This window comes from Ensifer sp. SSB1, assembly GCF_016652895.1.
Lineage (GTDB): Bacteria > Pseudomonadota > Alphaproteobacteria > Rhizobiales > Rhizobiaceae > Ensifer.
Map to the genome: position 1 here is coordinate 1 of NZ_JAEPRP010000202.1, position 12,168 is coordinate 12,168.

General features: G+C 63.6%; 9 protein-coding genes and 1 pseudogene. 7 read left to right on the forward strand and 3 right to left on the reverse strand.

Annotated elements, in window-relative coordinates:
• Nucleotides 1–544, reverse strand: a pseudogene (locus I8N66_RS32295) (hypothetical protein); the annotation flags it as partial.
• A gap of 647 nt (nt 545–1,191) precedes the next feature.
• On the opposite strand from I8N66_RS32295, the gene I8N66_RS32300 reads away from it, so the two are divergent.
• Both I8N66_RS32300 and I8N66_RS32305 read left to right on the forward strand, forming a co-directional pair.
• A complete protein-coding gene (locus I8N66_RS32300; protein WP_291163059.1) occupies nt 1,192–2,286 on the forward strand; it encodes a histidine kinase in 1,095 nt (364 codons plus the stop codon).
• Nucleotides 2,283–3,086 (forward strand): LytTR family DNA-binding domain-containing protein, encoded by an 804-nt coding sequence (locus I8N66_RS32305; protein ID WP_291163062.1) that lies wholly within the window; start codon nt 2,283–2,285, stop codon nt 3,084–3,086. Before I8N66_RS32300 ends, I8N66_RS32305 begins: the two co-directional genes overlap by 4 nt.
• 53 nt (nt 3,087–3,139) lie before the next feature.
• Here I8N66_RS32305 and I8N66_RS32310 read toward each other — a convergent pair whose 3' ends face one another.
• Nucleotides 3,140–4,033 (reverse strand): LysR family transcriptional regulator, encoded by an 894-nt coding sequence (locus I8N66_RS32310; RefSeq protein WP_291163065.1) that lies wholly within the window; start codon nt 4,031–4,033, stop codon nt 3,140–3,142.
• Between the two features lie 147 nt (nt 4,034–4,180).
• On the opposite strand from I8N66_RS32310, the gene I8N66_RS32315 reads away from it, so the two are divergent.
• The 3 genes from I8N66_RS32315 to I8N66_RS32325 all read left to right on the forward strand — a co-directional run bounded on the left by I8N66_RS32315 (nt 4,181) and on the right by I8N66_RS32325 (nt 8,206).
• Nucleotides 4,181–4,792, forward strand: a complete 612-nt coding sequence (locus I8N66_RS32315) for a glutathione S-transferase (protein ID WP_291163068.1) — start codon at nt 4,181–4,183, stop codon at nt 4,790–4,792.
• Nucleotides 4,793–4,850: 58 nt separating this feature from the next.
• Nucleotides 4,851–6,917, forward strand: a complete 2,067-nt coding sequence (locus tag I8N66_RS32320; RefSeq protein ID WP_291163071.1) for a pyridoxamine 5'-phosphate oxidase family protein — start codon at nt 4,851–4,853, stop codon at nt 6,915–6,917.
• Between the two features lie 68 nt (nt 6,918–6,985).
• Nucleotides 6,986–8,206 carry an adenylate/guanylate cyclase domain-containing protein gene (locus I8N66_RS32325; RefSeq protein ID WP_113539570.1) on the forward strand — a complete coding sequence of 407 codons (1,221 nt, stop codon included), beginning with the start codon at nt 6,986–6,988 and terminating at the stop codon, nt 8,204–8,206.
• 7 nt (nt 8,207–8,213) lie between these two features.
• On the opposite strand, the gene I8N66_RS32330 is transcribed toward I8N66_RS32325, so the two are convergent.
• The gene (locus I8N66_RS32330; protein ID WP_113539517.1) at nt 8,214–8,513 is read right to left on the reverse strand and encodes a DUF6074 family protein; all 300 of its coding nucleotides are present in this window, start codon (nt 8,511–8,513) and stop codon (nt 8,214–8,216) included.
• 336 nt (nt 8,514–8,849) lie between these two features.
• Here I8N66_RS32330 and I8N66_RS32335 point away from each other — a divergent pair, with 336 nt between their 5' ends.
• The gene (locus I8N66_RS32335) at nt 8,850–10,568 is read left to right on the forward strand and encodes an ABC transporter ATP-binding protein (protein WP_291163076.1); all 1,719 of its coding nucleotides are present in this window, start codon (nt 8,850–8,852) and stop codon (nt 10,566–10,568) included.
• A 99-nt stretch (nt 10,569–10,667) separates the two neighbouring features.
• Nucleotides 10,668–12,168: D-aminopeptidase (locus I8N66_RS32340; protein WP_291163080.1), on the forward strand; the 1,501-nt coding region annotated here is incomplete at its 3' end.

Sequence of the window (12,168 nt, forward strand, 5' to 3'; positions counted from 1 at the left end):
CGCCATCCTCGAACCGGGCCGCGGCGGTGTTAAGCGTCAGCCCACCAACTGCTATGCCGAGATAGTCGGTGGCAAGAATGGAGCCGGCGCCGCGCACCACAAGCGTTCCATCACCCTCCTGCAGGGAGCCGACATAGGTCTCCTTGGCAGAAACTTTGCCGCCGTTCTCGATGATCAGCGTGCCCTTGCCGCCGTAGATACCGCCTTCGAAGCCGCCGATGAAGAGCATGCGGTCGCCGTTGGGATTGGCATCGACGATGTCCCAGGTCGAGCCCGGTCCGGAGACGACGACCGTGCCGATGCTGCCGCGACTGTCTGCGATGTAGCCATCGGTGCTTTCAACCTTGGCGCCATTGTTGATCGTCAGCGTCGCGCCGCCAGGCCCGCCGCGGATCACGAGATTGCCGTTGATCGTATGGTCGCTGGACCACGTCGTGTCGTTTGGAACCAGCAATCCGGCCGCCTTTGCCGGCGACGCTGCGAACGGCGCCGCCGCCAGCAGCATCGAGACAAGGCCGGCCCGGCCGAGCGCGGTCGAGCTCAAAAGGTTGATCCTCAAAACGTCCGCCTTCGCACAGGTATTCAATGTCTGCCCCTTTTCCTTTGCATCGATGGGCGCGCCACTCCCAAGCGAACGGATTCGCCGGGAAGGCGCGGGTCATGGGCCGGCTATAGCAAGCTCGCGAAGAGGGAGAATTCGGCTTTCTGCAAACGGCAAGTTGCAGCGCTGAAGGGCTGTGGCTTTCTGCAAACGGCTTGATTTTGCCGACGAGCGTCAATCGACAAGCGTACCGCCCTGGCGGATAAAACCTTGCATGGCACGAACGAATGGCACGGTTTCAACGGCTGAAGCGGAGTATGCCGCAGGTGTTCACCGGGCGATGCTTTCCTTCAGCCGGCAACGGCACCGGGCTCAAGAACGTCGCCGACCGCATCAATGCGCGTTTCCCGAAAGTGGGCCCTTCACATCCGGACTTGTGGCTCCGTGCCGGTGTCGCGCATCTGCCCTAGGCCCTTGCGGGTCCCATGCCCTGAGCCTGGTTCGAAGCAGCAACCGCGCATGCCAACCGACACTCGCATCCCGCGAACGGCGCGCAATCGCGACCGAAGCGCCGGGGCTTTCTGCAAACGGCTCGAATTCGCCGACGAACGGCAATCGACATCGGCGCCCGCTTGAACCATAAAAATGGCATGAAACCAGAGGATGAACCGAAATCAGCGGACGAAAGCGCCTATGTCGCCAGCGTCCGGCGCGCAACGCTCTGGCTCGGCTTCCTCTACTGGTTCGTCGAATTCCTCATCAGCAGCATCCTGTGGGGCATACTCGGGATCGATCCAATCATGTCGGCGCCGGGCAAACTGCTGCTGATGATCTGCGGCATGACGCTTTCCTATGGCATCGCTGCGGCGATGTTCAGCGTCCGGCATCAGCACATCGCCATCAAGATCGTCGTCGGCTTTGCGACGTCCCTCGTGGCCGCCTTTGCCAATACCGGCGTCGACTTCATGCTCTATCTTCTCATCCTGCGCCCCGATCCGATCACGGTCGACTGGACCAGCATCGGCTATACGCTCGTCTACAGCATGGCGACGTTCGTGGGGTGGTCGTTCTTCTTCGTCGCACTGCTCTACAGTTTCGAGCTGCGCGAACGCGAGCGCCGCCTGGCGATCACGCGCGAAGAGGCACTCGCCGCGCAAATGCGGGCGCTGCGCTACCAGGTCAATCCGCACTTCCTGTTCAACACGCTGAACTCCATCACCGGGCTGATCGAGGAAGGACAGACCGTTGCGGCAACCCGCATGGTGATGTCGCTTTCGAACTTTCTGCGCACGACGCTGGAACTCGATCCCTTGCACGACGTGCGGCTTGCGGATGAGCTTGCCCTGCAAGCCGGCTACCTTCACATCGAAGGCGAGCGTTACTCCGACCGGATGAAGCTCAGGATGGAGATTGCCAGCGGCCTAGAAGAGGCACTGGTGCCGAGCCTGATCCTGCAGCCGCTCATCGAAAACGCCGTCAAGCATGGTGTGGGCCGTTCGCCCGAACAGGTCGAGATCGTCATCAGCGCGGCCAAGGTCGGCCACGCCCTCGAAATCACCGTCGAGAACGATATCGCTGCAGAGGCCGATGCGGTGCGACGCCAGACCTCCAGCACCGGGATCGGCCTCAAGAATGTCGCCGATCGCGTCCAGGCGCGCTTTCCCGGGGTCGGCGCCTGTGTATCCGGGCTCGTGACGCCGAGGCGTTTCAGAGCTGCAATCACAATGCCGCTGAGGCTTGCATGAACGAAATACAGACAATTCCTCTCTCGGTCCTCATCATCGACGATGAGCCGCTCGCCAGGCGACGCTTGCTGCGGTTGCTCGGCGCATTGCCAGGTGTCGAAGTGCTGGGAACGGCCGGAAACGTCCAGCAGGCCCGCAGCCTGATCGCCGAACTGCAGCCGGATGTCATCCTGCTCGATATCCAGATGCCCGGCGGCACCGGCTTCGACATCCTGGAGCAGGTGGGCAGCAACGCGCCCGCGGTCGTCTTCGTGACCGCCTTCGATCACTATGCGCTTCGCGCCTTTGAAGCGGCCGCCGTCGACTATGTCACCAAGCCGATCGAGACCAGCCGCCTGCGCACCGCGATCGAGCGGGCACGCGTGGCGATCGCGGCACGGACCAGCAGCGAGCGCGTGATGGAGCTGAATGAAACCGTGCAGTCTCTACGGCAGGCGCTGCGCAAACACGAAACCCAATCGGCCGATCTCTGGATCAAATCCCGCGGGGAATTCGTTCGCATCGCGCTCGACCGGGTCGTGCGCTTCCAGGCGGAGCGCGACTATGTGCGCATCCACATCGAAGGCCGGTCCTATCTGCATCACGAAAGCCTGGCTTCGCTGGAACGCCGCCTCGACCCGGCGGCGTTTCTACGGCTTCACCGCAGCTCGATCGTGCGACGTGACTGTATCGTCGGGTTGAAACAGGCCCCCTTCGCAGCCCTCATCGCTCTCCTCTCCGACGGCAGCGAAATTCGCGTTGGAAGAACCTATGCGCGCCATGTCCGACCAACCGCCGGCGAGCGTCCGCAAGGGGACTGAAGACGGCGCGGAACCGGCGGCTGGTCTGTGTAGCGCAAAGAGCGTAGCGCGCTTCAGCGCAGGACCCCGCGCAGCCGCGGCGCCGCGAAATCCACGAAGCCCCTGAGCTTCATGGGCACCAGGCCCTGCGGCAGATAAACCAGCTGCACCGGCAACGGCGGGTGCTCGAACACCTCCAGCAAAGGGACCAGCAGCCCTTCAGAGACCGGACGCGCCACCTGATAGGAAAGCACCCGTGTCAGGCCGAGGCCGGCGATGGCGGCATCGACTGCCGATTCCGCCGTGTTGACGATCAGCCGCGACCGGATCGGCGCCGCCAGTTCGCGCCCATCGTCGAGGAAGCGCCAGACATGGGCGGCGGTGACGTTTTCGAAGGTGATGCAGTCGTGCTCGGCGAGCGCGTTCGGATGGCCGGGCACGCCGTGCAGCGCCACATAGTCCGGGCTTGCATAGACCACACGGCGGACCGTGCCGAGCTTGGTCGCCACCAGATTGCTGTCGGGAAGATTGCCGATGCGGAGCGCCACGTCGATGTGGTCGTCGACGAGATTGGCAAATCGGTCACCCAGCGCCAGCCGCATGTCGATCTGGGGATGGGCCTTCAGGAAGTCCACAACGACGGGAAGGACGTGCAGGCGGCCGAAGACGATCGGGGCGGAGATGGTCAGATCGCCCTTCACGGCACTGTATTCGCCGGCAGCCACTCGTTCCGCCTCCTCGACCCGCGCCAGGATTTCCTTGGCGGCCTCGACATAGGCGCGGCCGGCTTCGGTCAAGAGGATCTTGCGGTTCGTGCGGGTGATCAGCTGGGCGCCCAGATGCGCCTCGAGCTCCGAGACCTTCCGACTAACCGTGGCAAGCGGCATCTTGAGCTGCCGCGAGGCCGCCGACAGGCTGCCGCTGTCGACGACGGTCAAAAGAACCCCCATGGCGTCGAGACGATCCATGTTTCCTTCCAAAAAACGGGAATCAGACTATCAATTCCGCACTCTACTGCCAAAAACTGGAAAGTCATAGATTGATCTCGAAGGCGGTTCATCCCGAACCGTCGGAGGGCCGCGACGGTTCTCACGCTCTTCGAGGGACATCTTCCAATGAAACTCTATCGCCATCCGCTGTCCGGCCACTCGCATCGGGCTCAGCTCTTCCTGTCGCTGCTCGGCGTGCCGCACGAACTGGTCGACGTCGACCTCAAGGCCCGGGCGCACAAGGAGCCGGAGTTCCTCAAGCTGAACCCCTTCGGCCAGGTTCCGGTTCTCGACGATGACGGCACCGTCATTGCCGACAGCAACGCCATCCTCGTCTATCTCGCCAAGAAGCTCGGCCGCATCGATTGGCTGCCGGAAGATCCGGCCTTGGCCGCCAAGGTGCAGAAATGGCTCTCGGTTGCCGCCGGCGATATCGCCTTCGGTCCGGCGGCTGCCCGGCTCGTCACGGTGTTCGGTGCCAATCTGCAGGCGGAAGAGGCCATCGCCCGGGCGCATCGCGTTCTGGCGCAGATCGATGCGGAACTGAACGGCCGCGACTTCCTGCTCGGCGCCCGGCCGACCATCGCCGACGTTTCCCTCTACAGCTACGTCTCCGCCGCCCCAGAAGGCAATGTCGATCTTTCCGATTACCCCCAGGTCCGCGCCTGGCTTGCCCGTATCGAGCGTCTGCCCGGCTTCGTCGGTTTCCAGAAGACGGCCGTCGGCCTCGCCGCCTGATGAACCGGCCCGGGGCGACCACGGTGCCCCGGGCCTTCCCCCAACGAGGTTTCAGATCATGCCGGACAATGCACAACAGAAGCGGCCGGACTCTCCCTGGCACGAAGGCGAGCTCGCGATCCAGCGCAGCCTCGGCGTCGCCGAGCGCATGGACGCGACGGGGCGCAATTTCGTTCGCAGCTTCATGCCCGAGCAGCACCAGCAGTTTTTCCCGATGCTGCCGTTCGCCGTCTTCGGCGCCGTCGATGCCAAGGGCGACGTCTGGGCGACAATGCGCGCAGCAGGCCCCGGCTTCATGCAGGCACCCGATGCCTGGAACCTTGACGTCCGTCTACCTCGTGATCCCGATGATCCGGCAGATGCCGGCATGGAAGATGCACACTCGATCGGCATGCTTGGAATCCAGCTTGAAACCCGGCGTCGGAACCGGCTCAACGGCGCGATCCTGCGCGATGGCGACGACGGTTTCACCATTCGCGTACGCCAGAGCTTCGGCAACTGCCCGCAATATATCCAGCTTCGGCAGTTTTCCTTTTCCCGCGATCCTCATCAACCGGCATCGCAACGGCCGATCCGCAGCGCGGCTCTCGATGAGCGCGCCCGGACGATCATCGCCAATGCCGACACCTTCTTCGTCGCCTCCTATGTCGATCTTGACACCGGCGAGCGGCAGGTCGATGTCTCCCATCGCGGCGGCAAGGCCGGCTTCGTCGAGATCGGCGAGGACGGCGTGCTGACGATCCCCGATTTCTCCGGCAACCTGTTCTTCAACACGCTCGGCAACTTCATGGTCAATCCGCGCGCCGGCCTGCTGTTTGTGGACTTTGCGACCGGCGACATGCTGCAGCTGACCGGTAGCGCCGAGGTCATCCTGTCTTCGCCCGAGGTCGCCGCATTCCAGGGCGCAGAACGCCTGTGGCGATTCCGGCCAGAACGGGTCGTCTATCGCCAGGATGGCCTGCCGCTTCGCTGGGCTTTCGAGGAGGGCGGTTGGTCGCCCAGTCTGCTGACGTTGGGCGATTGGGGACAGGCGAAGGTGCGCCTGCAGGCCGCAGCCCTGGCCGAGGAATGGCGGCCATTCCGGGTTGCGCGCATCGAAGAGGAAAGCTCGACGATCCGCTCGCTCTACCTCGCGCCTGACGATGGTCTCGGCCTGATGGCGCATCAGGCCGGCCAGCACCTGCCAATCCGGCTGAAGATCGATGCAAACGGCAAGGCTGTTGTCAGAAGCTATACGCTCTCTTCCGCCCCGACCGATGCGCTCTATCGCATCAGCGTCAAGAAGGACGGCACCGTCTCTCAGCACCTGCACGAGTTGAAGCCGGGCGACCGGATCGAGGCGCGCGCGCCGGCCGGCAGCTTCACCATCGATGGCACGCAGCGGCGTCCGGCGGTGTTGATCGGCGCCGGCGTCGGCATCACCCCGATGATTGCGATGCTGCAGCATATTGTCCACGAGGGGCGCCGCAAGCGCCGCACCCGTCCAACCTGGCTTTTCCAGGCCGCCCGCACGCGTGAGGAGCGCGCTTTCGACCGGGAGATCGCCGCACTGGTCGAGGAGGGCCAAGGCAATATCCGTTTCATACGCGCCCTCAGCCAGCCGGAGACCGCGACCGAGGGACAGGACTATGACGTCGCCGGCCGGATCGATCTCAGCCACCTGAAGGCAACCCTGCCCTTCGACGACTACGACTTCTATCTCTGCGGGCCGGCAGCCTTCACGCAGGCGCTCTATGACGGTCTGCGTGCGCTCAACATCGCCGATGCCCGCATCCATGCGGAAGCCTTCGGGCTGTCGTCGCTGACCCGGCGGCCGGACGGCGGTTCTGCCCCGGCGATGGAACCGGCGGCAAGTGCCCCCGTTCACGTCGTCTTTGCCAAGTCGAGCAAGGAGGCGCGCTGGCTGCCGGGTGAAGGCACCTTGCTCGATCTGGCGGAGGCGCGAGGGTTGAACCCGGAATACGGCTGCCGCAACGGCAGCTGCGGCACCTGTCGGACACCGGTGCTGGAGGGCAAGGTAACCTATCCCTCGCAGCCCTCCTTCCCGGTCGCCGAAGGCGAAGCGCTCATCTGTTGCGCCGTGCCGGCGGAAAGCGAGGCGGGCAAACTGCATCTTTCGCTCTGAGCCCTGGTTCGGCTATGGATGGTGCACCACATCATCATGCAGTCGACCTCGGCCGAGCGGGATGCGCCATGAACGACCAACAGCTACGCGATATCGTGCTCTGGCTTTCAGAACAGGGCCTGAAGGGACTGGACGAGCCGGAGCTGTTTGCCGGCTTCTGCGAGCAATGCCGGGCAGCCGGTCTCGACCTGGCCCGTGCACTCGGCCTGATCGACACGCTGCACCCCGAATTCGAGGGACGCGCCTTTCAGTGGAACGATGAAAGCGACATCACCCCGGAAGTCATCCAATATGGTTCGACCACCACGGGCGAGGCGCTGCTGAACTGGCAGAACTCGATCTTCTACCACATGCTGCGCGACCGGACCGCCGAGCGCCGCATCCGGCTTTCCGCCGACGAAGGCACGACCTACAACATCCTCGACCGGCTGAAGGACGAGGGCCACACCGACTGCGTCAGCATGATCCACCACTTCACCGACCAGGGCCGCGTCGGCGAGATGGACTGTTTCTATTCCTATTGGACGACGCGGAGCGACGGCGGCTTCAGCGAGGATGACATCGCAGCGCTCCGGATCCTGTTGCCGACGCTTGCGCTGGCGGTGAAGGCCGGCTCATGCGTGCGCATCATCAGCACGCTTGCCGATGTCTATCTCGGCGCTGACGCCGGCCAGCGCGTCGTCAAGGGCAGCATTGCCCGCGGTTCGGCCGAGCGCATCGAAACGGTCATGTGGTTTTCCGACCTGCGCGGCTATACGCGCATCTCCGACACCGCGGCACCCGACGAGATCATCCCGCTTCTCAACGATTATTCGGGAACCGTGATCACCGCCATTCACGACCATGGCGGCAGCGTGCTGAAGCTGATCGGCGACGGTGTTCTGGCGATCTTCAATGCCGACGATCCGGGAACCGCCTGCGCCAACGCAATCGCCGCCGAACGGCAGTTGCGCCGTATGCTCGCGGAACTCGATGCCCGCCGGCAGGACGAGGGCAAGCCGACCACCGAGGTCTATCTTGGGCTTCATATCGGCGAAGTCTTCTATGGCAATATCGGCAGCCAGACCCGCCTCGATTTCACCGTGGTCGGCCCCGCGGTCAATGAGGTAAGCCGCATTTCCTCGATGTGCCGTTCAGTCGAGCGGCACATGATCATGTCGTCTGATTTCGTAGAAGCCTGCCCGCCGGAACATCAGGTCCATGCGGTGTCGCTGGGCCGTTTCGCGCTGCGCGGCATCGCGCGGGCAAAGGAACTCTTCACCTGGGATCCGGAACTGCCGATAAACTGACGAGCCGTTACTGGCTCATCACGCCCTGAGAGACGCGCGAGAGGTGGCGGTGCTGTAGCTCGGCCTGAACCTCACCCTGGAAGTCCATCACCTGCCGGCGAACCTCGTCTTCCGAGCAGCCGCAGGCAAACAATTCGTCGGCAAGAGCGCGGCAGCGGCGGCGCCAGAATTGCAGGGCTTCGGCACCATGCAGATCTTCAAGCTCGGCGGCGGCGGTGCGGATGGCGGTCAATCTCCTTGCCACCGGAAACGGAACGATCGTACTCACATCGGATTCCGTGGCTTTTACTGATTGATTGGCTGCCATCGTCTCATTCGCCCCCTAGAGCTTCGTGCGTTGACGCGAACGCATGAAGACGCCTCACGCTTGTCGATATGTCGAGCGCCCCACACGCCTCCGATGTCCCCGATCGAAGGCGAAGCACTCTGCTGATTTCCTTTTCTACGAAGCTTATGGTTAACGTTTCCTTCCCGCCGACCCCGACAAATGCCGATTGACCTTTTACGAGACGGAAGATGTCGCCCTCGTCAAATACACGACACGGTTTTCCGCTTTTCTGGGTTGGTTTCCGGCACAAAACATGACATTGGAATTCATATTTATACCGACCCTTGGTCGCCGCCCCCCAGTGAGTGCACCTCCATGCTGAAGCGTTTCTTCGCGTTTTACCGCCCCTATCGCGGCCTGTTCATTCTCGATTTTTCCTGCGCAGTACTGTCCGGCCTGCTTGAACTCGGCTTCCCAATCGCGGTGAAGCTGTTCGTCGACCAGCTCTTGCCGAGCCAGGAATGGACGCTGATCCTGTTGTCCTCAGCCGGCCTTCTGCTCGTCTATCTGCTCAATACGGGCCTGATGGCGACGGTCACCTATTGGGGCCACATGCTGGGCATCAACATCGAAACGGACATGCGACGGATGGCCTTCGACCATCTGCAGAAGCTCTCCTTCTCGTACTTCGACAACCAGAAGACAGGCCATCTGGTCGGCCGCCTGACGAAGGACCTGGAAGAAATCGGCGAAGTCGCCCACCACGGGCCGGAAGACCTGTTCATCGCGATCATGACCTTCATCGGCGCGCTGTTCTTGATGCTGATGGTGCACTGGCAGCTGGCGCTGATCACCGCCGCCGTGGTGCCGCTGACGGCCTGGGTCACCAGCCGTTATGGCGGGCGAATGACCCGCAATTTCCGCAGCCTCTACGGCCGGATCGGCGACTTCAACGCCCGCATCGAGGAGAATGTCGGCGGCATGCGGGTGGTGCAGGCCTTCGCCAACGAGGCGCATGAGCGCAGCCTGTTCGAGACCGACAACCAGAACTACCGCCGTACCAAGCTCGAAGCCTATCGCATCATGGCTGCCAGCACGTCGCTCAGCTACATGAGCATGCGGCTGACGCAGCTGATCGTGATGATCACCGGCTGCTATTTCGTGCTGACGGGCGAACTGACGAACGGCGGCTTCGTCAGCTTCCTGCTTTTGGTCGGCGTGTTCTTCCGCCCGGTCGAGAAGATCAATTCGGTCATCGAGACCTATCCCAAGGGCATCGCCGGCTTCAAACGCTTCCTCGAACTGATGGAGACCGAACCCGATATCGAGGACCGGGCGGGTGCTGCCGACGTCGCCGGCCTCAAGGGCGACATCATCTATCGCGGCGTCTCGTTCGGCTACAGCGCCGAAAAGCCGATCATCCAGAACATCGACCTGACGATCCATGCCGGCGAGACCATCGCCTTCGTCGGCCCCTCGGGCGCCGGCAAGACGACGATCTGCTCGTTGCTGCCGCGCTTTTACGAGGTCAGCGAAGGTTCGATCACGGTCGATGGCACCGACATCCGCGACATCACGCTTTCGTCGCTGCGCGGCCAGATCGGCATCGTTCAGCAGGACGTGTTCCTCTTTGCCGGCACCATCCGCGACAACATCGCCTATGGACGGCTCGGGGCCAGCGAAGAGGACATCCTGGATGCCGCGCGGCGTGCCAAGCTCGATGGCATGATCCAGGCCTTGCCCGAGGGCATGGACACCGTGATCGGCGAGCGCGGCGTAAAGCTTTCCGGCGGGCAGAAGCAGAGGCTCGCAATCGCCCGCATGTTCCTCAAGAACCCGGCGATCCTCATCCTCGACGAAGCGACCTCGGCGCTCGATACCGAAACGGAAAGGGCGATCCAGCAGTCGCTGGCCGAACTCTCCAAAGGCCGGACCACGCTGATCATCGCGCACCGGCTGGCGACGATCCGCGATGCCAATCGCATCGTCGTCGTCGACAGCAGCGGCATTCGCGAGCAGGGGCCGCACGACACGCTGCTTGCCGCCAAGGGCGCCTATAGCCGCCTCTATCACGCGCAGGCAGGCGCCGGCTGATACGACCGTGGAGCCGCAGGCATTGCATGCGGAAGGAGGGGGCGATACGAACGATGTAAATTCGCCCCCTGCCCTCCGTCCGATCGATCCTTCAGCGCCATGAACACTCCTGATCTTTCCGTCCTTGAACGCGCCATCGCGGCCTTGCCGCAACACTACCCGGGACCGGGCGGCGTTGCCGGCGTGGTCAGGGATGGCGAGGTCCTCTTCCGGCATGCCTGGGGCTATGCCGACCTGGCGGCCCGCAAGCCGATGACGATGGCGACGCGGATCCCGATCTGCTCGGTCACCAAGCAACTGACCTGCGCTGTTCTGCTGGAGACGATCGGCCATCCACAAAAGCTCGACCGCGCACTCGACGCCTATCTGCCCTTGCTTGAAGGCACGCGTCCGACCGCTGCGCACCTCTGTCACAACCAGTCCGGACTTCGTGACTACTGGGCGTTGACGGTGCTCCAAGGCGCCAGCCACGACGGCATCTTCCGGCGCGAGGATGCCCGACCGCTGCTCTCCAAGGCGCGCTCGACGCATTTCGAGCCCGGCACCCGTTATTCCTATTCCAACGGCAACTTCCGCATTCTCGCCGACCTGATCGAGGAGCATACCGGCCGCTCGATGGCGGAACTCTATCAGCGCTCGGTCTTCGATCCTGCGGCGATGCAGACCGCCGCCCTGACACCGGACACGAGCCTGCCGCCGGACGGTATCGTCGGTTACGAGGGTAACGAGACGACGGGCTATTTCGAGGCGCTCAACCGCATCTACTGGGCAGGCGACGCCGGTGTTTCCGCCTCGCTTGACGACATGCTGGCCTGGGAGCGTTTCGTCGACAGGACACGTGACGATGCGGACGGGCTCTACCGCCGCCTCGCTGCCCCGCAGACCTATGCGGATGGCCGCCCGGCACCGTACGGTTTCGGCCTCGCACACGAGACGATCGGCGATGCCGTCATCAGCGGCCACGGTGGCGCGCTCCGCGGTTTCCGCTGCCGCAGGCTCTATGCCCCCGCAGAACGCCTCTCGGTCGTGGTAATGTTCAATCACGAAGGCGATGCCCATGCGGCGGCCGTGGCGCTGATGAAGGTCGCTCTCGGCCACACGGATGCCGAGGCCGCATCCGGAAGCTGGGACGCTGAGGACACCGGAAGCTATCTCGATCCGGAAACGGGCCTCGCCCTGGTTGCCAGAGCTGCCGGACCGACCCGCGTCGAGCTGCGGTTTGCGACCTCTCCCGAAACGCTTTCCGTCAGCGCCGACGGCAGCGCCCGCTCGGCCGCAGTGACCCTGACACCGCAGCGCGCTTCGATACGCATGGAACGGCCTCGCGAAAATCTGACGGTGAGCGCGGACCGCGTCTCCGGGACGGCCCTTCCCGATATCGCCGGCCGCTACCATTCGGCTGAACTCGACGCCCATCTCGATATCGCCTCCACCAATGGCGTCTTCTACGGCGGCTTCGACGGTGCGCTCGGCACCGGCGCGATGCTCGCCATGCGACCGCTGGCCGAAGACGTCTGGCTGCTTCGCTGCAAGCGCTCGATGGACGCACCGGCACCGGGAGACTGGACGGTGCTTGTACGGCGTGATCCGCAAGGCAACG